The sequence below is a fragment of the Streptomyces sp. NPDC044061 genome, from assembly GCF_056434305.1.
In genome coordinates, this window is record NZ_JBWKFL010000079.1 from 1 (window position 1) to 25,182 (window position 25,182).

Genomic DNA, 25,182 nt, shown 5'->3' on the forward strand with positions numbered 1-25,182 from the left:
GTCTCCTCGCGAGACAAGAACTCCGCCCGCGTGATGCTCGTCCGGGCTGGTCTCGTACCCGGCTAGCGCTGATCGTGTAAGACCTGCACCCCCGCAGGGGGTCAGGCCACGTGAGCTAGGAATCCCCCTCGTTTACGAGGGGGAGGAGTCAATGGTACGCGCACGAATGGGTGTAGGGCCGGGCTGTGTTCGCCCGCGCCCCGCGGTGAACACGGCGGCTCGGCGGTGCCACCCAGGCCCCGGGCGTGCGTGTGGTGGTGGCCCGGCGGTGGCCGTCGGGCGTCGGGAGGGTGGCCGTTTGAGGAAGGCGGCTCGCCCGGTCCTGTGGGTGGTGTGTGGGAGCCTCGGCCTCCCCCTCGGAACGGGTACAGCGAAGATCCAATCCACCGGGCGCTCGATGGTTCACACGTCTAGGTTATGGAGTGACATCCGCCAACTCGGGGAGCCTCCGTGCCTCTTGAACGCCCGGTCATCAACAGCAGCGTGCCGCACTCCGCCCGGATCTGGAACTACTGGCTTGGCGGCAAGGACCACTACGAGATCGACGAGGAGGTTGGCGACCAGATCGCGAGCGCCAACCCCGAGATCCTCGACATCGCCGTGGCACAGCGGGCGTTTCTCGTCCGGGCGGTGGAGCACCTGGTCAGCGAGGCCGGCATCCGCCAGTTCCTGGACGTGGGTACCGGCCTGCCCACCGCGAACAACACCCATGAAGTTGCCCAGCGGCTGGCCCCCGAGACCCGGATCGTCTACGTCGATCACGACCCTGTCGTCCTGGCTCACGCCGAGGCGCTGCTCACCAGCACGCGTGAAGGGGCGACGGACTACATTGACGCCGACCTGCGCGATCCCGAGGCCATCTTGGAGCAGGCCGCCGAAACACTGGACTTCACGCTGCCGGTCGCGCTGATATTGCTGGGCATCACTGCCCATATCACTGACGACACCGTCTACGACATCGTCGGCCGCCTGGTGGATGCTCTGCCCGCCGGTAGCTACCTCGTGCTCTGCGATGACACCGAGGTCGTCAACCCGCAGCAGATGCGCGAGATGATCGAGCAGTGGAACGCGGCGAGTGACAACCCCCGTATCAACCGGAGCCCGGAGGAACTCGCCCGGTTCTTCGAGGGCCTGGAGCTGCTGGACCCCGGTGTCGTCTCCGTCTCCCAGTGGCGTCCCGGCCAGTCCGGCGAGCCAACTCCTGAGGTGGACGACTTCGGCGGCGTGGCGCGCAAGCAGTAGCGTCAACCTTGTGCGGCGCACAGGCGCGTGCTGTGACGCCCGTACAAGGACCCGCCCAGGCAGCAGATCCGCCGCCCGCCCCGGTAGCCGCCAGCGCTCCTTGCTCAACTGTCGCCGCAGTCGGGAGGTGCGGCGCCCTGACCGGGTGGGGCGGCCGGGGTGGAACGCTACTCAGGGAAGTTCATATTTCACGTCCAGTTACCGAGACGGCGGTCCCTGTGGCGTGGTTCGCGGACTACGGTCCACCTCATGCAAGATCGACTTCCCGTCGCAGGGACAGCATCCGCGCACGTCACCCATACCGAAACCGCAGGTCGTTCTGGGCGCCCGCGGGGAATCGTCACTGGTCCTGACGGGCTCACCGACCGTCAGACGGCCATCCTTGCCTTCATCGAGGACACCGTCGCCCGTCAGGGGTATCCGCCGTCGATACGTGAGATCGGTGAGGCGGTCCAGCTCAGCAGCACCTCCTCTGTGTCGCACCAGCTCAAAGCCCTGGAGAAGAAGGGCGTCCTGTGCCGCGACCGCCGCCGGCCCCGCGCCTATCGCGTTCAGTCCCACAGGGCCACCGGATACGTTCCCGCGCCGACCGTCGCCGCATTAGAGACGGTCGAGGTCCCTCTCGTCGGTCGGATCGCCGCAGGAACGCCGATCCTTGCCGAGGAGTCTGTCGAGGACGTGTGGTCCCTGCCTCGATGGCTCGTGGGTGATGGCCAGATGTTCGCGCTGAAGGTCGTGGGCGACAGCATGATCGAGGCCGCGATCTGCGACGGCGACATCGTCACGGTCCGCCGCCAGGACTTCGCCGACCATGGCGACATCGTCGCGGCCCTCCTGGACGGCGAGGCCACGGTCAAGCGTCTGCGCCGCGAGAACGGCCGCGCGTGGCTGATACCGCACAACCCTGCCTACGAGCCGATCCCCGGCGATGACGCGGCCGTCCTCGGCAAGGTGGTTGCCATCATGCGCAGCCTCTGAAAGACGCTGCCACCGCGAGCCCCCTGTGAGGGAAGCGTTGCGCTCTCTGCCGTGTCGGGTCGGCGGTGGACGACCGGACCGCACGATCGCCTTGAGGTGTCTGTGTATCCGGTACGGCGGCGCCTGCCCGGTCGGCCGACGGGCTGCGCTGGGCGGGGGAGAGGTCAGGCTGGGTGACATGAGCGTGCGCCGATCGTCGTGCACTATCTGTCCCGTTCGGGTGGCCGGAGGGGTCACGGTGCACACACGCGGGCAGGAAAGGATCTCGGGTACCGCTTTCAGTTACCACCTGGTGGTGTTCCTCCAAGCCGCGGGGCCCGCCGACCCTGAGGCCGTCCCTGGACGACCACGATGGGTCGAATGGCGGGGCGCGCCGCCGCATGTCTGGAGCACTGCCAGACCGCTACTGCAGAGCAGGGCCAGGGCACCTGTTCACTTGACCGCCTGCGTGACGGTCCGGCGAACCCCTGTGCCTCATTTGGGAAGCTGTGTGATGTTGTCAGGTCAGGGGAAGAGCCCCGGACCTGGACCGGAGGGACCCGGCGATGGCCGACCGTCATTTCACTGCGTGGCTCGTCACCGACCCCTTTGCTCTGGACCAGCCGTTCATGGACGTCACTGTCCTTGAGGACGAGTTGATCGCGGGTGACCCGAGCGAGGACAGTTCGTGGGGGACCGACGCCAGTAAGCCCATCGCCTTCTACGCCACGACCATGGTGAAGGCCCGCGGTGACGCCGTGGCCGGTTGCGACGAGGCCGAGAAGTTGATGCGCGACGCCGGCTGGCGGGTGGTCGGGACCTGGGAGGCCATCGGCAACGCCTACATGGTCACCGTGGAGCGCGGTGAGGACTGACGGGTCTGCCCAGTGGAACACCCCCGCGTCGGCGGGGAGGGCGGGCCGACCTCACCCAAGAAGGACTGCGCGATCGGAACACCCCCACGTCGGTGGGGAGGACTTCTCGGAGTGGCCGTTGGGCGCGGATCCACGCGGAACACCCCCGCATCGGCGGGGAGAACTCGAACCCTTCGGCCCACGCCTCGCGCACGGCCGGAACACCCCCGCGTCGGCGGGGAGGGCCTTTTCTGGCCTGGGGCTCAAGTAAGGCGTTGCTCGTCGTTTGCGTTGGTGGGGGTTCTGTGTCGCGGCGGGTGGGGCTGCCACGTTGTCACTTTATCGGGCTGGGACAGCTGTAATGCTGTCGGTGGGGAGTGGTCTGCTGGCTGTGGTGAGGGGGGTGAGGATGCAGGGGAAGGGGGAAGCGCCGGATCAGTCGGTGTGGGGGAGTCGTCGAGCAGTCACTTGATCTTGATGCGGACATCTTCATCAGCGACCTTGCTCCGCTGTCTTTGCTGCTGCAGCGGGCCGGACGGTGCTGGCGGCACGACCATTACTGGGCCGGCACGGCTACCCCGACGGCCGCGGGCGCCCGGCCTGGGCGAGCGGGCCGCCTCTTGTGGTGCTCGACTCGATCGCGGGGCGCCGAAGACACCGCAGCAGCGGTGCGAGGTGTATTCCGGGAACCTTCTGGCCACCACCTCCCACACTCTTGCCCGAATTGAGGGCGGGACCATCTCCATCCCGGGCGACGTGCAGGACCTGGGCGAAGCCGTCCACGGGGACAACGAGGAGCGCCGCACCCTTGCGGTCCGCGCCGACTGGCTCAAAGAGCCGATCCCGACATCCTCGCCCCGCCCGAACGCAGCCCCCGATGCTCGGAGAACTGCGTGTTCTTCGCCAGCGCGTGTAGAGGCGGGGAGTGCGCAGGCGGTGAAGGCCGGCGGTAAGACGCTGTGGATGGACCAAGTCTGTGGCCTGGTGCGCCGCTGATACGAGTAAATGCCCGCCTTTGGCCGGGAAGTCTGCAGGTCCGGGCGTATTGTTCGCTGGCGGCTGCTTGAATGCCTGGGCGACGCCGCAGCCAGGGCTGCTGGGGGGCTTTGCCGTGCCGGTGTGTCATGGGACCAGGGCTGTGGGAGGGGATGACGGTGAGTGGGCGATTCGACCTGCGGGTCGAGCCGTGGATTGCGGTGCGTCTGCTGACCGGGGAGTCGGCGTACATGGGCTTGTGCGGGCTCTTCAAGCGGGCGCACGAGATCGAGGATGTGGAGATCCCGGTGCCGCCGGCAGCGGCGGGCTTGATGCGGATACTGGCGCCGATCGCGGCGAGGATCGCCACTGATGGCGGGGAGCGGCTCGACGATCCGGACGTTGCGCAGGACATCGACGACTGGTTCTGTCTGCGGGAGCGTGTCCTGAAAGCCGGCCGGTTCGATCCGCGGGCGGTGGACGCCTACTTCGGCCGGGAGGACCTGGCGGGCCGGTTCGACCTGTTCCATCCCGAGCGGCCGTTCCTGCAGGATCCGCGGCTGCGTGAGGAGTGCGTGGATGCGAGAGGGGCGCCGAACCCGTCCGGGGTGAACAAGCTCGTGTTGGGCCGCCCCACGGGAGTCAACGGGGCGGTGCTGTTCGGGCATTTCACCGACACCGCGCCCGTGCCGGTACCGGCCGCCGAGGCTGCCTGGCATCTGATCGCGCAGTTGTACTACGGGCCGTCCGGGCAGTGCACGCCCCGCCGGATCACCGGTGAGCGGGCGGGCAGCGGTGACGCGGCCCCGCTGCGCAAGTCCGTCTCCTATTTTCCGTGGGGGCCGGACCTGTTCATTACGCTGGTGCTGGCTGTGCCCGGCCCTCAGGCCGAGGTCGACTGGGAGAGGCAGGATGCCTGCCCGTGGGAGGAGGACCTCCCCGCCCCTGTGGAGGCTTTGCCGCCACTGACGTGGCCGGGCCGGATGCTGACTGGCCGGTTCCGTCATGCCGCGCTGCTCGTGCCGTGTGAGGACGGCCGGACGGTGACGGATGCCTACCTCACTTGGTCGACGCACGAGCCGCCGCAGAAGGTGCGTGACCCGTATCAGATCCTCGACCGGCGCAAGGACGGGGACTTCCAGCCGCGGGAGGCCGACGGGTCACGAGCCCTGTGGCGGGACCTGGACTCGCTGCTGCTGAAGAACAGCCGTCCCGACGCCCGGCGCCCTCCTGCTTTCGAGCACCTGCCCAGGTGGCTGCTGCCACGGCTGCGGGTGCGCGCCTACGGCTTCGACCAGGACGGCCAGCAAAAGGACAACGTCTGGTTCCGGGCGACGAGTGGGCAGGTCCTGCAGTGGCAGGAAGAGAACGAGCCGGAGATGGCCCATCACGTCAACCGCTGCCACGCCGCTGCGGAACAGACGGGTGACCGGCTGGACTTCGCCGCGAGGATCGCCTGGAAGATCGCCACCGACACCAGTACCGAATCCTCCCCGAAAGCCAAGATCAAGCTGGATGCCCGTAAGCCCGGCCCGTGGGCTTCTGCCGCGCTGACTCGTTACTGGCCGGCCGCGGAGAAACAGTTCTGGCAGTTCACCGAACCCGGCCGCACCACAGACCAGGTCGACGAGCCGTTCGTCGACGCAGCCCTCACCGCACTCGACGAGGCCATCGGCCAGGCCAACCGTGCGGACATCCGGGTGGCGCGTGCCCGTCACCGCGCCCGCGGCCTCCTGCTCACACTCCTGCAACCCTCCGCATCCGACTGAACCCGCCCGGCTGCGCCCCGCCGACTCTGCCGATGCTTCGTCCCCTCCCCCTTTCCCCGCATCAGGGATGTCTCATGACCGATTCCGTTCCGGCGGCATCCGCCCCGCCGACCTCCTCGACCGTCCGCACCTCCGACCGGTTCGTCGCCTACATACACCAGGTGTGCGCCTCCACGCAGGCCCGTGCCGCCTTGCGGCGCGGCCTCGGGCTGCCGGTGGAGCGGTGCAACCATATGCACCGTTACCTGGTGCCGTGGCTGCGCGACCACGACGACGACCACCATGGCCATGTCCGGCGGGCGTACTACGCGGTGGCCTCGCTGATCGCCGCACGTCCCCGCTCGGCCCGCGACACCCCGTCCGACCAGAACGCGTCCATCTCCTGGCACCAGCGGTCCAACCTGGGCGCCTCGCTCGGCCACGCCGTCGCCAAGGGCGTTTTCAAGGAGTCCTCGGCCGAAAGCGCCCTTCACCTGATGGCCCGGCAGAGCAGCGACGCCGTCCACCCGGGCCTGCCCGCCCTCGTCCGCCGGCTCGGCGGTGACATCACAGTCGACTGGGCGGTCCTCCTGGAGGACCTCGCCTGGTGGAACCGCAGCCGCGACCGCATCGCCAGCCGCTGGCTCGAGAGCTACTTCCGCACCGCCGGCGGCACAACCGATCCCGCCCACCGTGATGCTGTCGAGGAGTATGACCGATGACCGTCTACCTGGACCTGAGCGTCCTGCAGTCGGTGCCCGCCGCCAACCTCAACCGTGACGACCTCGGATCCCCCAAGCAGGTGCGCTACGGCAACGCTTCCCGCATCCGGGTCTCCAGCCAGTCCTGGAAGCGGGTCATCCGGCTCGGCGTCGAGCAGGATCTCGGGGAGAGGGCCGCCCGCACCCGCCTGGTGCCGGCGAAGGTGCAGCACACTCTCGAGTACGCCGGCTGGCCCACCGAGCTGGCTGCGTTCGCCGGAGTGCAGGTCGCCGCGAGCGCCGGGAAGAAGGGCATCGGCACGGAATCGGCCGGCCACACCTCGGTGCTGCTGTTCCTGCCGGAGGCAGCCATCGACGAATTGGCCGCCGTGTGCGCCGAGCACCGTCTGGCCCTTCAGGCGGCCCAGGGCACGAAGAAGCCCGGCCAGGTACTGCCGCCCGAGAAGATCGAGGCAATCCTCAAGCAGCGCACCGCCTCCATCAGCCTGCTGGGCCGCATGCTCGCCGAGCTCCCCGGCGCGAACGTCGACGGGGCGGCCCAGGTCGCCCACGCGTTCACCACGCACGCCGCCGAGCCGCAGCGCGACTACTTCACCGCCGTCGACGACTGGCTGGACGAGGCCGCCACCGGCAGCGGTCACCTCGACACCGCCGAGTTCAGCGCCGGCGTCTTCTACCGCTACGCGACCGTCAACGTCGCCGACCTGCTGAAGAACCTGGAAGGCGACGTCAAGGCCGCCCGGACCGTACTCATCTCCTTCGCCGAGCACTTCCTGCTCTCCCTCCCGCAGGCCAAAAAGAACAGCACCGCCCCGCACACCGTCCCGGATTTGGCCTACCTCGCCGTGCGTGAACACCGGCCGCTTTCCCTGGCCGCAGCCTTCGAGACCCCCGTCACCGGCGACCAGCACGGCGGCTTCTCCCAGCCCTCCCGCCAGGCCCTTAACGCTTACGCCGGCAACATCAACCGCCTCACCGGCAACCGGCATCGCCGCTTCCACGGCCACACCCTCATCAACCCCGCCGAGAAGTACACCGGGCTCGGCCCTGCCCACGACTCCTTCGACCAGCTGATCGACGGCGCCGTCGAGGCCGCCGTGCCCGCCGTGGAGGACCAGCAGTGAGCGGGCTCCTGCTACGCCTGGCCGGCCCCCTGCAGTCCTGGGGCGAACGGTCCGTGTTCACCCCGGTGCGGGACACCGCCCCCTTCCCGACCCGCTCCGCACTGATCGGCATGTTCGCCGCGGCCGAGGGAATCGGCCGCGGCGAGGCAGGCCTGGACCGCTACCAGGACCTGCGGCTCACCGTGCGCGTGGACCGGCCGGGCGTCCGCCTCGTCGACTACCACACCGCCGGCGGCGGATTCCCCAAAGACCGCACCGCCGCCACCAGCGGCGGCAGCAACAAAGACGCCGCCGTCATCACCCGCCGCCACTACCTGTCCGACGCGGTGTTCGTCGTCGCCGTCACCGCAGCCGACGAGACCATCGAGCGCCTCGCAGCGGCCCTGTGCCGCCCGCACTGGGCGCCCTACCTGGGCCGCCGCTCCTGCGTCCCCGACGAACCGTTCCTCCTGCGCCGCCACGTCGACAACCCCGAGGAAGAACTCCGCACCCGCGTACCGCTCAGCCTCACCACACCACCAGCACACGACAGCGACAGCCAGGACACCGGGACGATCGCCGTGGAATTCCTCCTGGAACAGCCACCACCCCCCAGCAGTCCCGGACCACCTGTACCGGCCGGCGTCATCGACGTGAACGACGTGAACGACGTGCCGGCATGCTTCGCCCAGCACGCCCGCCGCCACACCGGCCGCCGCCTCCACCGCACCGTGCAACCGGTACCCCGCTTTCTCGCAGGACCCCCACAAACCCTGATACAGCGCCTGATCGACTACGCCCACCTCGAGGACAGCGCATGACCGACCACCCGGTGATCGCACGCATCCGCCTCAACCCCCACAGCCGCGACGTGCAGCGCGACCTGCACGACCCCACCCAGATGCACCGCACCGTCATGCGGATGGTCCCCAACGGCCTCGGCGACACCCCCCGCCACCAGGCCGGACTGCTGTACCGCCTGGACGAGACCGACACCTCCAGCACCCTCCTCGTCCAAGCCACCACGCTCAACCCAGCACGCTTGCCCACCGGATACGGCCAAGCCGACGTCAAGAGCCTCACCCCGATGCTCACCGCCCTACGCAAAGGACTCGGCGTCCGCTACCGCATCGTCCTCAACCCCACCAAACGCGAGCGACTCTCCCTGGAAGAGAAAGGCAAGCGAGGACGGATCGTGCCGCTCTGGGGCCCCGACGCCGACCAGTGGTGGCTCCGGCGAGCCGCCCAAGCCGGCCTCGACCTCCACATCCTGACCCCCACCAACATCGAGCCGGCCCGCCCCCGCGGCCAAGACACCCCCCACATGCGGCACACCCTGCTCCGCTACGACGGCACCGCCACGGTCACCGACCCCGACGCCCTCCAAGACGCCGTCATCCACGGCATCGGACGCGCCAAACCATACGGCGCGGGACTGCTCAGCCTCGCACCCACGACAACCACCTGAGCACGCCACGACAGGGCGGCGACACGCAGACGCCTCGCCGCCCTCGACGAACACCGCACCGACCTCGTCTACATCCCCACCGCCGCCCTGTCCTGCCTGCTCCTCGGCCCGGCCGTCTCCATCACCACCCCGGCCCTAAACGACCCCCGCCCGCCACGGCACCAGCGTCGTCTGCTCGGAGCGGGCGGCATCCATGCCTACGCGGGCATCCTCACCACCCGCTGGCTCGAGCAACAGGTCGCGACATGAGCCGAACCCGGCGCGGCGCCTCGAGGTTGCCGTCCCTGGGAGGCGACCCCGGCTGGCGCGATTGCTACCTGCGCGAAACTGATGCTGGATAGCCGCCGCAAGTCTTTCAGGCCATGGCCTCGAGGCTGCCAGATGGCAACGAGCAGAACCTGCAGCAGTTCGTGAACCAGCTCACCGGGGATCCCGCACCGGTGCAGCAGCGCATCTGCGAACGGATGCCGCCGCTGACTGAACGAGCGCTGGGCAAACGTGCCCACTGCCAGGCCGCGGTCAGTGTCCACGCCGCGAGGGATTTATGGACTGCGTCAGTCCAGCGACACCGATGGCAGACAGCTGCTCCACCCGTTCCCGGTGACAGTGCCGCAGCCCTGCTCCGCAGGTTTCCCATCAGCCCCACAGGCCCCTGTAATTCACCTGATGTCACCCCTCGTTGACTCAGAGGCACTTGCCGGTTAGTTGTACGAGGGAATCGTGGGTGCACATGATCGGCAGGCGACGCCCTTTCAGTGCTTTCCCTCATCCGCCGTTCCGGCCCGGCAGAGCCAGCGCCCTGACCGCAGGGGCCGTGGTCCTGTGTGCGTCGCTCACCGCCGGATGCGGGGTCGTTCCCGGTGTCACGCTGGACGCCGGGGGCGGCCCGGTCAAGGTCATGACCTGGGCACCGCAGGACACCGACGCCACCAACAAACCGGGCATGCCCGCGATGGCCCTCGCCTACGCCAAGTGGGTCAACGCGCACGGCGGCGTGGGCGGCCGCAAGCTGCAGGTGCTGACCTGCAACGACCACAACGACAGCGTGGGTGCCGCCAAGTGCGCCCGGTACGCGGCCGAGGAAAACGTGGTCGCGGTCGTCGGCTCCTACAGCCAGTTCACCGACTCCTACTCCGCCCCGCTGGAGAGCGCGGGCATCGCCTACATAGGCGGCTACGGCGTCACCAACGACGAGTTCACCGGCCAGATGTCCTACCCGGTCAACGGCGGGCAGCCGGCCCTGCTCGCCGGTCTCGGCAAGGCCCTCGCGACCGCCTGCGGCAACATCTCCCTGGTCCGCCCCGACAGCATCGCCGGCGACCAGCTGCCCGCCCTGCTCGACGCCGGGCTGAAGGCGGGCAGGCACGCGAACGCGGGCGACCAGCTCGCCGAGGACGACGCCACCGAGTACGGCGACCAGGCCGACCAGGCGCTGCGCTACGCCAGCAAGGACATCACGAAGAAGGGCTGTGTGGTCCCCGCGCTCGGGGACCGCACCGACACCTTCGTGGACTCCTTCCGGCGCGCCCGCCAGAACTTCCCCTCGGTGCGGCTCGCCACCGTGCTGGGCAGCGTCGACCAGAGCGTGATCAACGCGACGGGCGGGGCGGACGGGCCGTACGAGGGGGCGTACATCACCGGCTGGTATCCGCCCGCGTCGGACGCACGGTGGGAGGCGATGAAGAAGGTGATCAATGAGGAGGCCTTCGGCGACACCCGCATCGACCCCGTGGACGCCGGAGTGCAGACCACCTGGATCGCCTACACCGTACTGAAGGCCGTCCTGGACAAGATCGGCACCGGCGACGTGACCGCCGACTCCGTGCGGCACACCCTCGACGACGGCCTGCGGGTCTCCACCGGCGGGCTCACCCCGACCCTGCACTGGAGCTACTCCAGCCGGCTGGCCGCCGTCGGCTTCCCTCGCATGGTCAACGCCGACGTGACCCTGCAGGTCGTCCAGAACGGCCAGTTGGTCGCGGTCCGCAAAGGTGTCGGCGGCCTCGACGGCACCACCGACATGACGCAGACGCTGGACGACGCCGACGTGCAGTGACACCCCGTCGGCACGTTCTCCGGCGAGTCACTCAAAGGACGTGAGTGGGCGAGCGCCCCCGGGGCAGGATTCGAACCTGCGCACACGGCTCCGTGGCCCAGGCCGGTACCCCCGCCGACAACCGCCCGCACCCCTCTGCCGCGCCTGCCCGTGAAGGCCACCACGTTGGCCCGGCCGTGGTCGGGAGGCCGACATCCCCTCTACGCCCGGAGACGCGGCGACCACCTCGCCACCGCCTACCGGCACTGACTCCCACTGGCGGCGCTGTCCGCGGGGCCGGGCCGGGCACGCCCGGCCCCGTGCCGCACAAGATAGCCGCCGCCCGGCCCGGTCGGGGGCTGGGCGTGACTGCGAGCGGGGGACAGGGCAGACTCGGAGCAGACCGAGAGGGGCGCCGCGATGACCGCACAACCGATTCACCCGCACGACCCGGAGCGGGTGCCACGCAACGCCGATGGCATCGCGGCCGCGCTGACCGGCGAGCGCCGGATGGAGTTCTACCGCGAGCTGCTGGCCGCTGCGCCCGAGGAAGCGGAGGGCGTGCTGCGGCGGTGGTGGTGCGAGGCGATGCTCGACACCGACCCGGCCGGAGACCGGCTCACCGCGGCCGCGTTGGACGGGACGCTGCCGACGACGGCAGTCGCCGATCTCGTCCGCCGCCAGGAGGCGGGCCTGCCCGTTGAGTGAGCCCTACAACGAGGAACCGCAGGGCCTGCCGTGCCTGCTGCCGGAGGAGGTCACCGAACTCCTCATGTACAAGGCCCTGCCCGGCGACGCGTTCGGCGCGATCGTCGCCGCCACGGTCGTGATCAACGAAACCCGCGGCGTGCCCGGCAGCACCGCGTCGGCGAAGTGACCCGAGCAGCGGCGCATGCCGCTCGGGCCAGGACGGCTCGCTCGGCATCGCCGAGTACGTCATCGTTGCCGACGCCGACCCGCCGCACATCGTCCTCACCCGCGTCCGGCTCTACCGACAGCGAGGCCTCGGCCGTCCCGCCGACCTCGCCACCCACGGGCGGCACCCACCACAGGGTGCCGCCCGCTCGCCGTTGCGGCAGATGTTGCCCAGCCTGTCGGCGGGCGTTCCCGCCATCCCTGGTCAGGGCCCTGCCGGAGCGTGGTAGGGGTGCTGACATCTCCCTCAGAGCACCCCACGACCGCCCCGGCCTGGAAGAAGGAGGGGGGAGGGAAGCGGGCAGGGCGTGGGGAGCGCTTCGGGGGATCGGACGCCGGCCGTTGTGCTCGCGCGCGTCGGCGGCGCCGCGCGCGGCCCCGGGCAGGGCAGCCCCCCTCGTGCCCGAGGCCTGACCACCGTCGGATGCGACGGGCGCACAGGATTCGGACCATGACGGGCCGCCCCGCGCAGCTCGCGGCCATTCGCACGGGTCACGCCGTCGTGGACGGGACGCGTGTCCGCAGCGCACGGTCTTGTGCGGCCGTCCTGTCTTCCTTCGTCAGCTGGATGGTTCGTTCAGGATGGCCCGTGCCCTGCGTTCGACCAGCACGGGAATGAAGTCGCGGACGGGCCGGCCGGTGAAGTAGGCGTGGGCTTTGGCTACGGCCGTTTCGACCTCGGCCGGGCTGTGCGTCGAGGCGAAGGCGCTCTTCAGGCGTTCCGTGACCCCGAGGATGGCCTCGTCTTCGCGTACTTTGCCAGCCATGGTGCCACCTGCCCAAAGGAGTGCTTCTCAGCCTCCGCTGAGGTTCTTGCTCGGAAGCACCCCGACGTGATGAGCATTGCACGCGGTTCGCGGAGCGTCACCGGGAGCCGGGTACGCCTGGTGAGCGCGGAGAGCGAGGCTGACCAGGGTCATCAGAAGGTCGATGTCCGTGGCGACCTCGAGGCGCAGCGTCACCCATGGTGAGCCGGGCACCACACGGACCGCGCCGGCGTCCGTGAGGTGCTCCCTGAGCCGGCGGATGGCCCGTGCCGTGAGGTACAGGTCAAGATTCCGGTCGGAGTGGAAGTGGACGATCTCGCCGTGGGCCGATCCGAGTGCCCGGCCGGTGCCGCAGCCCGGCTCCACCTCGGCGAGGTCGGGCCAGGTCGCCAGTTGAGTGAAGGCATGTGCGGCGAGCGACATGCCGCCCATCCTGGCCAGCTCACCGCACAGTCACCAGCGCGTGGGGTATTTGTTACCGATTCGCAGTGCCGGAGAATTTGATGCCGTTGCGAGCCCTTCGCAACACCGCGCACCAGTCAGGAGCTGGGTCTTTCGTAACCCGCTTTGACCCCGCTCCAGTTGCTGTCCACGGGATGAGTGCTGAGTCTCGTGAGAGCCCTCCGGGGCCCGGCCCGACTTGTGTTCACGCGATCGCGAGGGAGTGCTGAGTGGAAAGACTTCCGTTCGATCAATGGGTGCTCTCCTGGGCGGTCAGTGCCAGGAAGGTCTCCCACGGAGCGGTCGTAGCCGGACTGCTGATGGATCTTGCGGCCGATCCGCGCCGGGTGCATGGCGTCCCGACGGTGGTCTTCCCCTTGGCCCCCCGCCGTCCGGGCCCTTGGAGTCGTGATGTCGGAGGGTGTGGATCTCAGGCCGCACCGCTACGGGCGGCCAGTACCTTCTGCACCCGGCCGGCATTCGCGGCGATGTGGCGGCTCGCCTCCTCCTGGGCGCGCTCGCTGTCGCCAGCTCGCAGGGCGTCCATCAGGGGTTCATGCTCGGCAAGCACCCTGCCCGCATACTCGGACTCCCGCTCATGAGCGGACAGCACCATGAGGTAGAAACGCAGTTCCCTGGCCAGCACCGTAGAGAGGTCATCCATCCTGCTGCTTCCCAACGTTGCGACGATCGCCGCGTGGAAGGCCAGTTCGGCGGCCACGATGCGCGCCCGGTCCCGTGATGCGGCCACCGCGGTGAAGTCCGCGAAGGCTGCTTCCACGCCGGCGAGCTTGTCGCCGGCCAGGGGGACGGCCAGCGCCGCACGCTCCAGGTGCTCTTGCGCCGCATACACCTCGCCCACCGTCTTCAGGGTCGGGGAGATGACCACAGCACCGCGGTTCATCTCGAAGCGGACCAGCCCGCCCAGATGCAGAAGATGCACCGCCTCACGGACGGTGTTGCGTGCGATGCCCAGTTCGGCCGCGATGGCGCTCTTTCGCAAGCGCTCGCCAGGACGGAAGGCCCCCGCGAAGATACGCTCCGCAAGGCCGTCCGCCACCTGCTGAGCCGTCGTCGTGCTATGGACCATAAGTCCGTCCAGTGCCGCCATAACGGGAACCGTAGCGACACACTCCGATACCGCTCAACTACAGCCCAGCAGATGAACTGCCGCACCGTTTACCCCAGGGGCGAGCGAGCCACCCGCGTTGCGCGGCAGGAGCGACGGCAGACGCCGTACGGCTTCCACGCGGCGAAACTCCGCGCCGCCTGCACCGCCCGGGCACCTCAGTGGCCCACATCGCCCAGAGCGGATTTCGTCCGATGCCTCGGGGATGAGGAAGTCGCCCGGGTCGGCCAGGGCCCACGTACACCACTGCGCCGCTGCCAGGACCTCCTTCGCGTCCAGCGCCGCCTGCTGGCCGTACGCGTCCGCGTCGTGCTGCCCGGTGTTCATGCTGTGCCTCCCTTGTCTGTCCGGGTGGCCGGGCGCGCATGGTGTGCCGGCTGGTGGGCGGCGCGAGTGACGGCGCGGAACAGGACGACGACGGCCTGATGCCCGGTGCGCCCCGGACCCACGCCCCGGTGAAGCGGACCTGGTCGGCCGCCCAGTCACCCGCACGCCGCAACGGGCGCAGTCGCCCGAGCAGTTAGCCGGCCGCGAGCGCGGCGGCCGCGGCGACGACGATGCCCATCACGACCACCGCATCCCGATCTCGGACAGCTTGTCCAGGAGCGCTTTTTGATCAGTGGGTGGGGGCCTAGATCGATACTGCGGTCAGGGCTGCCGAGGACAGGCTTGGCGATTGTCGGATCCGTGACGTCGTGCCGATCTTCGTCGAGCGGCATGCCCGCGTCCTGCTGGTTGCCTCAGGAGAGAACGCTCAGCCCGTGCGGCCCGGATGAGAGGGACAGGCAGTTCGGGTCGTGGACCGTGACATGGACCATGGCCTGTGCGCCGGGCGCAAGTTCCCATGTGGCTGCACACACGTAGGTATCTCCCAGACACTCCACCTCGAACAGAGCCGGATGCCCGCTCGCGGCGGAAATCTCAGGGCAGATGTCGAACTCGGTGCCTTCCCCGTAGGCGTGCGTACCGGAGGGCAGGGTGAACGATATTGCCCAACGCCCCACCACCGCGTCCGAGTAGTTGGTCACCGTCAGCCGGAACTCGGCCTGCCGCCGCTCTGGCTCGCCCACGCGCACGCAGTCAATCTGACAGCGTTGGGGGGTCTCCGATCGCGGGGCCTCAGCAGTTTCGCTCACGGCAGCACTTCCTCTGGGGCTCGGTTTGCCTCAGGTTGTCACATCCTGCAGACCGCGACCACGGGCCTTGGGCGAACCAAGGGCACCGCTTGGCATGCCTGGCCCGGGAAGAGGCACCCCACCCCCCGGGTGCCGGCAGCCTCACCGCCTGGGGTGGTGGCGTGCTCCCCAGGCGAAGGCGAGGTCGTCCAGCAGGACGTCCTCCCACAGTCCGTGCAGCAGGAGCGGGGCGGTCTCCAGACGTTCGCAGATGATCAGGCTCTCGGGCTGGCCGACCAGGGCATACCGGCCGTGTCCGGCGGGTGTACTACCCGGCCCGTACGCGCGCAGCATCTCCTCCAGGCGTTCGCGGTGCTGTTCGGCGAAGGCTTCCAGGCGCTGTGCGTACCCGGCCCGCTCGTCCTCGCGTACAGCGCTGAGGGCCACGGCCAGGACCTCGGCCGACGCGTCGGGCAGGAACCAGGTGCTGGGGTCGCTCAGGGCCCATATGCACCGCAGCACCGCCGCCCGGACCTTCTCCGCATCGAGCACTTCGGCCGGGGCCAGGGGCGGCGCATGGCTGCGGGGTGCCGGGGACACTTGCTGCTGGAGGCGGGCGCGCAGCTGGGCGTGGGAGGCGGCGCGCCCGCTTTGGGCGGCGGTTGTGTCGGCGATGCTCAGCAGCAGGCTCGACACCGCCCGCACGCCCTCGAGCCACCCGTCCTCGAAGGCCTGCTCGGATCCGTTTGGGGCGCTGCTCTCGACCACCCGGGTGTGTGCCCCGGCCACGGCCCCGGCTTCCAGCTGCGACACGATCTCATCCGCGCGGGCGGGGGAGGTCCCGGCCTGGGCGAGCGCGTCGAACACCAGGCCGCGCGCGGTGATCGCGTCGCCCTGGTGCTGGCTGATCCGGGCCAGCTCTTCCCCATACGCGTTCCACTGCTCGGTGTTCACGCCGGTCACGTCGCTTCCTCCCCTGCAGTCCATTGGAGTCCGAGGTCGGCGAGCGCCTGTAGCTGCTCGGTGCGTGCCGGCCGCGTCGGCAGGGGGTGGGGTTGATCCTAGAGGGTTTGAAGGCCCCAGCCGTTCCCCGATCGGCTGGGGCTTCGTGCCGTCCGGGTCCCGCCGTCGGACGGCCACAGGGGGTGGGTGTCAGTACAACTCTGATCGTTCAAGCCCGGCCGCTGCCGTGGCCCCAGCACCCCTGCTCTTGAGGGCGCGTGCTGCACGGTCACGCGCGGGACGCCCTCCCAGGCACGAATCGGCCTGGCGTTTGGCCCCCGCGGGGCCCGCCGCCTAGCTAGGACCGGCGGGCCCGGCGCTTTGGGGCGCGCCGACGCGGGGTAAACGGAACGTACGCCTCCGCCCGGTTTGATCGGAAGCCTCACGGTTGTGTGTCGTGGCTCACACCGCGTCGACGCTGTCGACGCAGATCTGCGATGCCCCAGGCGAGATCTATGCACAGCTGCTGCATACGACTCGGTGAGAACCTGCTGACCGGTCTCGCTGCTGCCACAGTTCTGAGGCAGCAGCTCCAGGCGTCCATGACACGACCAGGCCGCGCCAGGGGAACGGTGTACGCACCCTGCGGCTCGGCGGTCGTGCAGCGCGGTTTGTTTTGGAGCTCCAGAACAAACAGGTTTACGTGGTGCTGCCGCTTGTCCGCCTCACGCGCCGCTGAACTGTGGCTTTCCCCTGGATGGGAACGGCAGGCGCAACGCCAGGAACCAGATGCAGAAGGTCGCCGAACTCACCCGCCCCCATTGGGAAGGGCAGTGGCATCGCGAGGATGGATTCCATTCCTACGACGGCTGCATCCCGATCGTGGCGACCAGTCTGGAGCTGCTGCGTGAGCACGGGCCCGGCTGGGCCCGCGTTCTGGGGCTTCGGCCGTGAAGGCCGCCAGCCGCTGCTGGACGCGATCGGCAACCCCCGCCGGGACGCCGGCCGGCCTCGCCCGCCGCCGAAAGGCCGCCCGCTGCGCCGCGCAGAGCAGGAAGTCGCGGCATGGGAGGCACGGCGGCCGGTGTGCGCGGACTGCGGGCCGGGGGTTCACCGACGACCGGTGGGCAGCGGCACCAGATCCGGCCCGGTAGCGTCATCGGAAGGCGTCGTCCCGGCCCCACAGTGAGCAGCCCGCTGCCGCCACCCCCGCAGCCCGAGACTCCTCGGCTCTCCATCCACACCATGCGGGGGCCCGCCGTTCTCGGCGGCCAGGCTCGCTCGCCCTGCGGGCTTGGCCAGCGCAGGCTGAGCAGTGTGAGCGCAGTGTCGATCATCGTGCAGCAGCCTTCCCGCACGGGCGGTCGGACCGTCACCATGAACATTTGCGGCAAGGACGAGATCCTCGGGACCGCTCACAGCGATCACGACCTGGTGGTGTTCCTCGAAGGCGCAGGGATCCAAGATCCCGACAGCATCCTGGACGATGACCGGTGGATCGAGTGGCGCGGCCTGGCCCACCAGCGGAGCGCCGCCTGACGCCGCTCTGCACGGGGCGCGGGTAACCCGCGGTCGCCTTGGTGGTCGGCCCCGGCCACGAGCCGACCCACCTTGGGCGACTGTGCCAACCCCGACCATGGCGGGTGCCGGCGTCGACGGCAGATCCGACCACGTTTGGTGAGGTAGGTGCGGGCGGGCACGGATGAGGGCCCGAGCCAGTCAAAATGCTCGGGCCCTCATCGTGTTCGTGTATCCGCAAGGGGACGGATACGCCTACACGTGGCAACATGCTCAACGATCTCTGGGGCTGTTGGATACGGGGGCCTGCCCCGCACCTGGTTCTCCCGCGCCCGGCTGCCGCGCCCAGTTCATGCGACCCGCGAACAGCCTGTGCAGCGACTGGGCCGTGCGGCAATGCGAAGCGGCGGGCGGCTGGCTGACGGCAGCGGCTTGGCAAGCGGAGGACAGTGCGGCCTTGTCATGTGGACCGCGAAGCGGGGTGGTTGGGGATATAGGCATACTTCTGGCCATGGCGTTCCGTATCCCAGCCCGCGTGTACGTTGTCGCAGCTTCGTTGGTCGTGTGCTGGACGCTCGGCGGAGCCTTCATCGGCTTTGCCTGGGGCGGCATCTGGTGGGCTGAGGCCGGGGCGGTCGTGGCCATCCTGGTCTCGGGCGGCGCCCTGGCCATCTGCTATCGGCGTCTGACTGCGTCCGCGCGTGCGGCAGAGGACCGTGTCTTTGCGGAAGCTACTGCTGATGCCGTGATGATGGGCATCGCGCTGTACAAGGCCGCAGTTTTCCCTCTCATCGCTGGCTCAGTGGATGAGGAGGAGCAGCAGGCCCGCCGCACCATCGCCTACCGGCTGTCCGCCTGTGACGAACTGCCGCGGCAGGTGCGTCTGTCGGCGGCCGAGGCGCTGGAGGCCATCGACGGGGGCCGGGATGCCGAAGCCGCGGTGACCGCAATGAAGGAGCTGGCGGCGGCGGTGTACGACTGCCGTGTGATGTCGCGGTAGACGACATCGACGCCAGCGCCGCCTCACGGCCAGCCGACGCTCGAAGCTTTCCGGGAATCCGCGGCACCCGACTCGGCAGGCGGTCGATGGTGGCTGAGGTCGTCCTGGTCGCCGCGTACGGCGTGGTGGCACGGTGGGCAGCGCCGCCGGCCTCGAGATGCCGCCTGACGAGGTGGAAGCATCGCTGCCATTCCACCGACCAGGCCAGGCACCACGCCGGGTCGATGTCCTCCAGTTGCTCGCGCCGTTCCTCGGACGATGCCCCGGCCAGTGGCCAGGCGCCCAGTGCCTGTGCCAGCGATAGTTCTGCTTCGCGTGCCGGAGCACTGCCCGCTTCCGTTGGCGTACTGATCGAATACCGAGCCTGGCGGGCCGGAAGGACCTGGCGGACCGTGAAGAGCGGTCTGGGACTCACCCGGGTGATCCGATTCTGCTGTCGCCGGACTACCGGATCGATGAGGTCCTGAGCCTGTACGTGTGCCGCTCGGGACTCGTTCTCCTGTCTCGAGCAGGAGACGAAACGGAATTACACCGGCGATTGCTGCGTGTTCTTCGACTTTCTGTGGGGCTGGTGGGGCCGTGGCAAGAACTGGCGCGAGGCAACTGCGGATGGCCTGTGGGACTTCGAGGACTGGCGAACCAGGCCTCCGCGCAACTCTCCTAAGGTCGGCGGTGCGCGATGGAACTGTGGTCTGGCCACTGGCGTGACTTCCTCTTGGTCTGCGGCTGTCATGCCCGCAGGGCCCGTCTCGGCGACGGCCGAACGATTCACCCGCCGCCGACAGCCCGGGCTTGTCGTTTCCGCGAGGCGCCTGGGGCAGCTGCTTGCCATCGGTGATGGCGACGTCCGTGGAAGGACGCCGTCATCTGCTGGTCGGGGCGGAATGCGGAGCGTGTCAGTTGACGGTGAAGGTGCCCTTCATGCCCTTGTCGGCGTGGTCGCCGATGCCGCACTTGTAGGTGTAGGTGCCGGGCTTGGCCAGGGTGATGACGGCCTCTGCGGTGGTGCCGGGCTTGACCGGGGCCACCTCGCCGACCTCCTTGCCGTCGGGGCCGAAGATCTCCAGCTCGTGCTCGGTGGTGTCCTCGTTCTCCAGCTTGAACTTGATCTTCTCGCCGGCCTTGGCGGTGAAGGTGTCGAGTCCTTCGAGCTTGTGTTCCTTGGCCTCGGTCTCTACCTCGCGGTCGTAGGCGCCCTCGGTTTCGTCCTTCGCCTCGGCTCCCTCGACGGTGATCTTCTGCCGGATGCCGTCGCCGCTCTGGCCGGGCTTGCAGGCGACTTCGTAGGTGCCGCCGTCGAGTTTGACCTCCATGTCCCGGGAGGTGCCGGGTCCGATGTTCTCGACCTCGGTGACGACGTGGGTGTAGGCGCCGTCGTGCTCGCCGTAGACGTACACCTCGGTGGCCTTGTCGCCCTTGTTGGTGACCGCGAAGGTGGTCTCGCCCGCCTTCAGTTCGGTCTTGGCGACCTTGCAGGCGGTGTCGGTGGCAGTGATGGCGACGTTGCCGCTTGCGGAGTCGGTTGCGCTCTTGCTGCCGCAGGCGGCCAGGAGGGGAAGGGCGAGCAGGGCGGCGCCGAGGACGGGGAGCGTGCGGGACGTGCGCATGGGTGAATCTCCGGTGGGCGGGGGTGATGGGGGAACGGGTGCTGCAGTGGGGGGTCAGCGGTCGGCCGGAGCGGCGGCCGGTTGCGGGGTTCGGGCCCGGCTGGGGAGGAAGAACAGGGTCATCACCGGCAGGATGTAGGCCAGCCAGGCGGCGGTCTCGTACCAGGTGGAGGCCGGGCTGAAGTTCACGGTGCCCTTGAGCAGGGTGCCGTACCAGCTGCTGGGCGGGACCGCGGTGGAGACGTCGAAGGCGAGGTCGTTCAGGCCGGACAGCACGCCCGCTTCCTGCAGGTCGTGGACGCCGTAGGAGAAGACCCCGGCGGCGACGACGACCAGGGCCGCGCCGGTCCAGGTGAAGAACGTGGCCAGGTTGATCTTCACCGCGCCGCGGTAGAAGAGGTAGCCCAGCACGACGGCGCTGGCCAGGCCGAGGCCGGCGCCGACGACCGGGGTGGTGCTCTGGCCGGTGGCCTGTACGGCGGTCCAGATGAACAGGGCGGTCTCCAGGCCTTCCCGGCCGACCGCGATGAACGCGGTGAGGACCAGGGCCAGGGTGCCCATCGCGAGGGCCGCGTCGAGCCTGCCGTGCAGCTCGGCCCTGAGGTGCCTGGCGGTGCGCCGCATCCAGAAGATCATCCAGGTGACGAAGCCCACCGCGACGATGGACAGCGTCCCGCCGAAGGCTTCCTGGGCCTCGAAGGACATGCGGGAGGAGGTGAAGGTGAGCACCGCGCCGAAGGCGAGGCTGAGGGCCACGGCACTCAGCACGCCGGCCCAGATGGGCGGCAGCCGGTCACGGCGGCCGCTCTTGACCAGGTAGGCGACCAGGATGCCGACGACGAGGGACGCTTCGAGCCCCTCGCGCAGGCCGATGAGGTAGTTGGCGAACACGGCGCGGACGATAGATGAGGTAAGCCTTACCTATCAAGTTTCTGTACGTCAGATCTCGGTGGCATCCCACTTCGATCGCGCCGGGGGGCGATTGATCACCTCTTCTTGAGCCAGGCCCCTTGCTTTAGCTGGGGGGGCGCTGAGGGCCACGGCCAGGACCTCAGCGGACGTGTCGGGCAGGAACCAGTTGCTCGGGTCGCTCAGGGCCCACGTGCACCGCAGCGCCGTCGCCCGGACCTTCTGCGCATCGAGCGTCGCGACCGGGGCCGTGTCCGGGGCTGGCGCCTGCATGCGGGGCGCCGGAGAGACCTCCTGCGATGGCGGGCGCACAGCTCGGCTGCGAGGCCGCACGCCCGCGCTGATCGGCGGTGCGGTCGGCGATGCTCAGCAGCAGACTCGACACCTCCCGCACACCCGATCAGGCGTGCATCCGTCCGACCCGGGCCTGGCTCTACAGCATCGATCTGGCTTGGCCCAAGAGGGTGCCGACGCTTGCTCGGAATGGGCCTTGGACCGGGCAATGGCAGCACGGCGAACCTGTAGGCGTTGCCGCCGCCGATCTCACCACTGTCTGCGGCTACGCACCCTGGGCAGCTAGGTGGAGTGCCACGACGGCACTCCGGCCGACCCCGGAAGTTACGTCGCCGCGCCGGCTCCGGAAGCACACCGGCTGGCCGCGTAGCACGAACGACCGTGCTCTGCGCCCTGGGACAGCCGCGCGCTTTTGCCCGGCTCACGGCTGTCCCGGGCCCACCCATCCCGCGAGATCGAGACGGAGAACCTCAGTATGCCCTCCCTCCTGCGCATTCGGGCCCAGATGTGGCAGCGGACCCTCTTACTGACCACCGCTGTCGTGCCGCTGACCGGCTGGACCGTGCGCGCCATCAGGCTGCACCGGCGCCTCGCCGCGACGAAGCGCGTCCCGGTCACCGGCCTGCTGCGCCGCGATGCCTACATCGATGGCGTGGGGCCGGGGCCGGCGGTGGTGCCCTTGGGGGCTACTCGGAGTGCCTGAACCTTCCTCCCCCGGATGGGTGAATGTGCGGGCGCGTTCCTGGCCGGGGCTGGGCTGCGTCGGTTGTGAGGGAAACACTGGCCGCAACTTGGTCGATGAGGACGGGAGCCGCAGTGAGCATCATCGGGACCTGGAATCTTGAGAACTTCTGTCGGCCTCTGCCGCCAGGCAGCCCACCCTCCGCCACCCGGTGCGCGGCCAAGGACGACGCTGTCTACGAGGCCAAAGTTGACGCCCTGGCCGGTGTGATCAACGAGATGGGGCCGGACCTGCTCGGTGTGCAGGAGGTCGGCAGCCAGGCAGCTCTGGACGACTTGGTGGCCAAGTTGCCGGGAACCTGGCACATCGCCGTCTCGGACCACCCCGACCCCCGCGGTATCCGGGTCGGCATCATCAGCCGCTGGCCGCTGCTCGACATTCAGCAACGCATTAACTTCCCCGCCCATCTGGGCCCGGTCCAAGTTGAGGACGACGGCACCACCATCGGGGAGATGGGCCGCGGCGGCCTGGCCGTACGGGTAGAGCCGGCCCCCGGACAAAGCCTCCAAGTGGCTGTCTGCCACCTCAAGTCGAAGCTGCTGACCTTCCCCGGGAACCAGCACAGTACCCATGACGAAGGCCTGCGTGCCCGCTACGCCGCCTACGCCCTTTTCCGCCGCGGCGCCGAAGCCGTTACCATGCGCGACCTGGCTGACGAACTTCTCCAAGGCGACGGCATGAACCGCGACGTGATGGTGCTGGGGGACTTCAACGACGACTGGCAGGCCGCCACCACCCAGATCTTCTACGGCCCGCCCGGCTCGCAAATCGGCACCGGAGGCTTCGACCACCCCGACCAAGGCGACGCCAAACGGCTGTGGAACCTGGCCCCACACATCCTGGAACAGGGCGGTTACTCCCGCATCTTCGAAGGCCAGCGCGAACTCATCGACCACATCCTCATCAGCCACTCCCTGCTGGGGAAGTTCGAGGAGGTCCACACCGCAACCAACAAGCTGCCGACCGTCGTGGCCACGCAGCCAGCCGGGCCGCACGACAAGCCGTCCGACCACTCGCCCGTGGTCGCCACGTTCAACTTCTAGGTGAGCACCGGAGACGCCGCCTCATGGCCGAACGGGCATCGCGCTTATCGCAGGGTGTGCATGTAAGGCTCAGGAGCAGACTCGTTCCGGCTTGCGCCGCCGCCTCATCGTTGTGGGCGCTACTTGTGCCGGCCCGCGTAGACAGCGGTGTGGCGCGGGTACAGGAGGTGGGCAAGGCGGGCTATGGAGTCGGTGCACTGGCGGGCCGAGTCTTCGGCGGGCCCGGAAATGTGGACGCGGCTCTGCAGCCTGGAACACGACGGGCCTGCAGTCCGAGGTGACCATGTGGCGCTGGTGGTTTCCCTTCTCCAGCCGCCGCGCCCGGCTTGCCGACAGAGCGGGCCGGCCGCGCCTGGTAATGCCCCAGGCGGTGCCGCGGCCAGGCACAGCGTGACCCTCTTCAGCACTGAACGGCCGTGGGTGGCGACGGCTACGGGGAAGGCAGCAACGTCGGTCGGCAGGCCGGCGCGCTTGCTGCGTCTGTCGCCTGTTGGTGTCAGCGGGCGATGAGAGACTCATGGGACATCGGGATTCGCCGGACCCCCGTCCGATCGGCGGTCTACCGTCGGACATGCCGCGCTGCCCGCTGCGGTCGCATGAGGAGGAGTCCTGTGTCATCGCCCTGCGACCCTAAGCACGCTCCCGTCGGTGATGTGGGCGCAGCGCTCATGATGATCGACTCTCGACTCAAAGCCGTCTACGACAGCAAGACTGAGACTGACCCCGAACAGCAGCAGATGGTTGACCAGTTCGCTGCATCCTTGGGCCCTACGGGAGTCGATGCGCTGCTGGACGGCGCGTGCACGCTCATTTACATGTTCATGGAGTGGCTGCGGACGGCCTGCGAGGACCACGACAAGGACGTCATCGAGTACCTGGTGCCCACCCTCGTGGCCACGATGCGCATGATGCCCAAGACCTTCCGTCCCGAAGTCATCCCCACCATGGCCGGCCTGCTCGTCGCCGCAGGCACGGGCCTGAGCCCCAATTTGTGGCGCGCGCAGTACGGACGCTGGACCGCAGCCGAGATGAATCCCCTGGAAGCCACGGCCGTCCTGCTCGCGGAGCGCATCAACCGGATTTCCGGCGACCACGACTTCGCCACCCGCTTGATCACCGAGGCTCTGTCCAGGTCAGACCAAGGCTGACGCGCCACTTCTTCGCGCGAGCACCGGACCAGCGCCCTGTGGCACGCGGCTGGCGCGCGTTTGCTGTGTCGGGGTCATGCGGCCGCCCACCATTCCGGCCCGTCAGACCGGAAGCAACGCCTGGGCAACAGGTTCCCGTCAGGCGTCGAGGTCGTCGTCCATGCCCGTGCTCAGTCGCTGCTCGAGGCCGCTGACCCATTCCTGGGCCCACTGCCGCAGTTCCGAGATCTGGTCTGCAGACAGGCCGTACGCCTCGAACTCGGCATCGTCGATCCACTGAGCGGTCCCCAGGCGGTCGCGGAGATCGTCCAGGCGGAACTGGCCACGGCCGTGTCGCTTCCCGAGCATCTCCAGATCCGCGATCGTGTGATCGCGGGCCGCGGCGCGGACGTCCACGAAGTCGCGGGGCGCTCTTATCTAGGGCCACCGAACCTTTCCTCCGCTGTGACCAGTGTGTCTGTGTCGTGGACCTTGTCTGAGTCGGGGCGCGGAGTCAGCTTCATGTGGC

28 protein-coding genes and 1 pseudogene are annotated in these 25,182 nt (G+C 69.1%); 20 read left to right on the top strand and 9 right to left on the bottom strand.

Going from position 1 to position 25,182, the window contains the following annotated elements:
• Positions 1-450 precede the first annotated feature (450 nt).
• From AC07CM_RS47590 to AC07CM_RS47650, 13 genes and pseudogenes are all read left to right on the top strand, one after another.
• Positions 451-1,242: an SAM-dependent methyltransferase gene (locus AC07CM_RS47590; RefSeq protein ID WP_478882826.1), complete on the top strand. Its 792-nt coding sequence runs from the start codon at positions 451-453 to the stop codon at positions 1,240-1,242.
• Positions 1,243-1,491: 249 nt separating this feature from the next.
• Positions 1,492-2,220, top strand: coding sequence for a transcriptional repressor LexA (gene lexA / locus AC07CM_RS47595; protein WP_478882851.1), 729 nt, complete (start codon positions 1,492-1,494; stop codon positions 2,218-2,220).
• A 545-nt stretch (positions 2,221-2,765) separates the two neighbouring features.
• Entirely contained in the window at positions 2,766-3,074 is a 309-nt protein-coding gene (locus tag AC07CM_RS47600) for a hypothetical protein (protein ID WP_478882827.1), read from the top strand.
• Positions 3,075-3,544: 470 nt separating this feature from the next.
• Positions 3,545-3,781 carry a hypothetical protein gene (locus AC07CM_RS47605; RefSeq protein WP_478882852.1) on the top strand — a complete coding sequence of 79 codons (237 nt, stop codon included), beginning with the start codon at positions 3,545-3,547 and terminating at the stop codon, positions 3,779-3,781.
• Between the two features lie 420 nt (positions 3,782-4,201).
• Positions 4,202-5,797 (top strand): type I-E CRISPR-associated protein Cse1/CasA, encoded by a 1,596-nt coding sequence (gene casA / locus AC07CM_RS47610; protein ID WP_478882828.1) that lies wholly within the window; start codon positions 4,202-4,204, stop codon positions 5,795-5,797.
• Between the two features lie 74 nt (positions 5,798-5,871).
• Positions 5,872-6,498, top strand: a complete 627-nt coding sequence (casB, locus tag AC07CM_RS47615; protein WP_478882829.1) for a type I-E CRISPR-associated protein Cse2/CasB — start codon at positions 5,872-5,874, stop codon at positions 6,496-6,498.
• Positions 6,495-7,622, top strand: a complete 1,128-nt coding sequence (cas7e, locus tag AC07CM_RS47620) for a type I-E CRISPR-associated protein Cas7/Cse4/CasC (RefSeq protein WP_478882830.1) — start codon at positions 6,495-6,497, stop codon at positions 7,620-7,622. The genes casB and cas7e overlap by 4 nt, the downstream gene beginning before the upstream one ends.
• Positions 7,619-8,422: a type I-E CRISPR-associated protein Cas5/CasD gene (gene cas5e, locus AC07CM_RS47625; protein WP_478882831.1), complete on the top strand. Its 804-nt coding sequence runs from the start codon at positions 7,619-7,621 to the stop codon at positions 8,420-8,422. Before cas7e ends, cas5e begins: the two co-directional genes overlap by 4 nt.
• Positions 8,419-9,069 (top strand): type I-E CRISPR-associated protein Cas6/Cse3/CasE, encoded by a 651-nt coding sequence (cas6e, locus tag AC07CM_RS47630; RefSeq protein WP_478882832.1) that lies wholly within the window; start codon positions 8,419-8,421, stop codon positions 9,067-9,069. The genes cas5e and cas6e overlap by 4 nt, the downstream gene beginning before the upstream one ends.
• Before the next feature lie 308 nt (positions 9,070-9,377).
• Positions 9,378-9,659 (top strand): annotated as a pseudogene (locus tag AC07CM_RS47635) (transposase); the annotation flags it as partial.
• A 140-nt stretch (positions 9,660-9,799) separates the two neighbouring features.
• Positions 9,800-11,125, top strand: coding sequence for an ABC transporter substrate-binding protein (locus tag AC07CM_RS47640; RefSeq protein ID WP_478882833.1), 1,326 nt, complete (start codon positions 9,800-9,802; stop codon positions 11,123-11,125).
• A 399-nt stretch (positions 11,126-11,524) separates the two neighbouring features.
• On the top strand, positions 11,525-11,812 hold the full coding sequence (locus AC07CM_RS47645; protein ID WP_478882834.1) for a hypothetical protein: 288 nt from the start codon (positions 11,525-11,527) through the stop codon (positions 11,810-11,812).
• On the top strand, positions 11,805-11,981 hold the full coding sequence (locus AC07CM_RS47650) for a hypothetical protein (RefSeq protein WP_478882835.1): 177 nt from the start codon (positions 11,805-11,807) through the stop codon (positions 11,979-11,981). Before AC07CM_RS47645 ends, AC07CM_RS47650 begins: the two co-directional genes overlap by 8 nt.
• A 598-nt stretch (positions 11,982-12,579) precedes the next feature.
• On the opposite strand, the gene AC07CM_RS47655 is transcribed toward AC07CM_RS47650, so the two are convergent.
• The 4 genes from AC07CM_RS47655 to AC07CM_RS47670 form a co-directional block, all read right to left on the bottom strand.
• The gene (locus AC07CM_RS47655; protein ID WP_478882836.1) at positions 12,580-12,786 is read right to left on the bottom strand and encodes a three-helix bundle dimerization domain-containing protein; all 207 of its coding nucleotides are present in this window, start codon (positions 12,784-12,786) and stop codon (positions 12,580-12,582) included.
• A gap of 27 nt (positions 12,787-12,813) precedes the next feature.
• On the bottom strand, positions 12,814-13,209 hold the full coding sequence (locus AC07CM_RS47660; RefSeq protein ID WP_478882837.1) for a luciferase domain-containing protein: 396 nt from the start codon (positions 13,207-13,209) through the stop codon (positions 12,814-12,816).
• A gap of 448 nt (positions 13,210-13,657) precedes the next feature.
• Complete coding sequence (locus AC07CM_RS47665; protein WP_478882838.1) at positions 13,658-14,338, bottom strand: GntR family transcriptional regulator; 681 nt, start codon at positions 14,336-14,338, stop codon at positions 13,658-13,660.
• Between the two features lie 33 nt (positions 14,339-14,371).
• Positions 14,372-14,683, bottom strand: coding sequence for a hypothetical protein (locus tag AC07CM_RS47670; protein WP_478882839.1), 312 nt, complete (start codon positions 14,681-14,683; stop codon positions 14,372-14,374).
• A 308-nt stretch (positions 14,684-14,991) separates the two neighbouring features.
• Between AC07CM_RS47670 and AC07CM_RS47675 the strand changes: the two genes are divergently transcribed.
• The gene (locus tag AC07CM_RS47675) at positions 14,992-15,132 is read left to right on the top strand and encodes a three-helix bundle dimerization domain-containing protein (protein ID WP_478882853.1); all 141 of its coding nucleotides are present in this window, start codon (positions 14,992-14,994) and stop codon (positions 15,130-15,132) included.
• On the opposite strand, the gene AC07CM_RS47680 is transcribed toward AC07CM_RS47675, so the two are convergent.
• Entirely contained in the window at positions 15,097-15,432 is a 336-nt protein-coding gene (locus tag AC07CM_RS47680) for a hypothetical protein (RefSeq protein WP_478882840.1), read from the bottom strand. The genes AC07CM_RS47675 and AC07CM_RS47680 overlap by 36 nt on opposite strands.
• A 201-nt stretch (positions 15,433-15,633) precedes the next feature.
• Complete coding sequence (locus AC07CM_RS47685) at positions 15,634-16,434, bottom strand: hypothetical protein (protein WP_478882841.1); 801 nt, start codon at positions 16,432-16,434, stop codon at positions 15,634-15,636.
• Positions 16,435-17,202: 768 nt separating this feature from the next.
• Here AC07CM_RS47685 and AC07CM_RS47690 point away from each other — a divergent pair.
• The 3 genes from AC07CM_RS47690 (at position 17,203) to AC07CM_RS47700 (ending at position 18,931) form a co-directional block, all read left to right on the top strand.
• On the top strand, positions 17,203-17,367 hold the full coding sequence (locus AC07CM_RS47690) for a hypothetical protein (RefSeq protein ID WP_478882842.1): 165 nt from the start codon (positions 17,203-17,205) through the stop codon (positions 17,365-17,367).
• A 372-nt stretch (positions 17,368-17,739) separates the two neighbouring features.
• Positions 17,740-17,952 (top strand): hypothetical protein, encoded by a 213-nt coding sequence (locus AC07CM_RS47695; RefSeq protein ID WP_478882843.1) that lies wholly within the window; start codon positions 17,740-17,742, stop codon positions 17,950-17,952.
• A 490-nt stretch (positions 17,953-18,442) separates the two neighbouring features.
• Positions 18,443-18,931, top strand: coding sequence for a hypothetical protein (locus AC07CM_RS47700; RefSeq protein WP_478882844.1), 489 nt, complete (start codon positions 18,443-18,445; stop codon positions 18,929-18,931).
• A gap of 896 nt (positions 18,932-19,827) precedes the next feature.
• Here AC07CM_RS47700 and AC07CM_RS47705 read toward each other — a convergent pair.
• Positions 19,828-20,538 carry a cupredoxin domain-containing protein gene (locus AC07CM_RS47705; RefSeq protein ID WP_478882845.1) on the bottom strand — a complete coding sequence of 237 codons (711 nt, stop codon included), beginning with the start codon at positions 20,536-20,538 and terminating at the stop codon, positions 19,828-19,830.
• 54 nt (positions 20,539-20,592) lie between these two features.
• Complete coding sequence (gene efeU, locus AC07CM_RS47710; protein ID WP_478882846.1) at positions 20,593-21,429, bottom strand: iron uptake transporter permease EfeU; 837 nt, start codon at positions 21,427-21,429, stop codon at positions 20,593-20,595.
• Between the two features lie 787 nt (positions 21,430-22,216).
• On the opposite strand from efeU, the gene AC07CM_RS47715 reads away from it, so the two are divergent.
• From AC07CM_RS47715 to AC07CM_RS47725, 3 genes are all read left to right on the top strand, one after another.
• Positions 22,217-22,444 carry a hypothetical protein gene (locus tag AC07CM_RS47715; protein ID WP_478882847.1) on the top strand — a complete coding sequence of 76 codons (228 nt, stop codon included), beginning with the start codon at positions 22,217-22,219 and terminating at the stop codon, positions 22,442-22,444.
• A 113-nt stretch (positions 22,445-22,557) separates the two neighbouring features.
• Positions 22,558-23,526 (top strand): endonuclease/exonuclease/phosphatase family protein, encoded by a 969-nt coding sequence (locus tag AC07CM_RS47720; protein WP_478882848.1) that lies wholly within the window; start codon positions 22,558-22,560, stop codon positions 23,524-23,526.
• A gap of 611 nt (positions 23,527-24,137) precedes the next feature.
• Positions 24,138-24,674, top strand: a complete 537-nt coding sequence (locus tag AC07CM_RS47725) for a hypothetical protein (protein ID WP_478882849.1) — start codon at positions 24,138-24,140, stop codon at positions 24,672-24,674.
• Positions 24,675-24,812: 138 nt separating this feature from the next.
• On the opposite strand, the gene AC07CM_RS47730 is transcribed toward AC07CM_RS47725, so the two are convergent.
• The gene (locus AC07CM_RS47730) at positions 24,813-25,070 is read right to left on the bottom strand and encodes a hypothetical protein (RefSeq protein WP_478882850.1); all 258 of its coding nucleotides are present in this window, start codon (positions 25,068-25,070) and stop codon (positions 24,813-24,815) included.
• Positions 25,071-25,182: the final 112 nt, after the last annotated feature.

Bases quoted from the DNA above. Each gene is read 5' to 3' on its own strand.
- lexA (WP_478882851.1), top strand. From the start codon at position 1,492: ATGCAAGATCGACTTCCCGTCGCAGGGACAGCATCCGCGCACGTCACC.
- AC07CM_RS47600 (WP_478882827.1), top strand. From the start codon at position 2,766: ATGGCCGACCGTCATTTCACTGCGTGGCTCGTCACCGACCCCTTTGCT.
- casA (WP_478882828.1), top strand. From the start codon at position 4,202: ATGACGGTGAGTGGGCGATTCGACCTGCGGGTCGAGCCGTGGATTGCG.
- casB (WP_478882829.1), top strand. From the start codon at position 5,872: ATGACCGATTCCGTTCCGGCGGCATCCGCCCCGCCGACCTCCTCGACC.
- cas7e (WP_478882830.1), top strand. From the start codon at position 6,495: ATGACCGTCTACCTGGACCTGAGCGTCCTGCAGTCGGTGCCCGCCGCC.
- cas6e (WP_478882832.1), top strand. From the start codon at position 8,419: ATGACCGACCACCCGGTGATCGCACGCATCCGCCTCAACCCCCACAGC.
- AC07CM_RS47640 (WP_478882833.1), top strand. From the start codon at position 9,800: ATGATCGGCAGGCGACGCCCTTTCAGTGCTTTCCCTCATCCGCCGTTC.
- AC07CM_RS47645 (WP_478882834.1), top strand. From the start codon at position 11,525: ATGACCGCACAACCGATTCACCCGCACGACCCGGAGCGGGTGCCACGC.
- AC07CM_RS47655 (WP_478882836.1), bottom strand. From the start codon at position 12,786: ATGGCTGGCAAAGTACGCGAAGACGAGGCCATCCTCGGGGTCACGGAA.
- AC07CM_RS47660 (WP_478882837.1), bottom strand. From the start codon at position 13,209: ATGTCGCTCGCCGCACATGCCTTCACTCAACTGGCGACCTGGCCCGAC.
- AC07CM_RS47665 (WP_478882838.1), bottom strand. From the start codon at position 14,338: ATGGCGGCACTGGACGGACTTATGGTCCATAGCACGACGACGGCTCAG.
- AC07CM_RS47670 (WP_478882839.1), bottom strand. From the start codon at position 14,683: ATGAACACCGGGCAGCACGACGCGGACGCGTACGGCCAGCAGGCGGCG.
- AC07CM_RS47690 (WP_478882842.1), top strand. From the start codon at position 17,203: ATGCAGAAGGTCGCCGAACTCACCCGCCCCCATTGGGAAGGGCAGTGG.
- AC07CM_RS47700 (WP_478882844.1), top strand. From the start codon at position 18,443: ATGGCGTTCCGTATCCCAGCCCGCGTGTACGTTGTCGCAGCTTCGTTG.
- AC07CM_RS47705 (WP_478882845.1), bottom strand. From the start codon at position 20,538: ATGCGCACGTCCCGCACGCTCCCCGTCCTCGGCGCCGCCCTGCTCGCC.
- AC07CM_RS47715 (WP_478882847.1), top strand. From the start codon at position 22,217: ATGCCCTCCCTCCTGCGCATTCGGGCCCAGATGTGGCAGCGGACCCTC.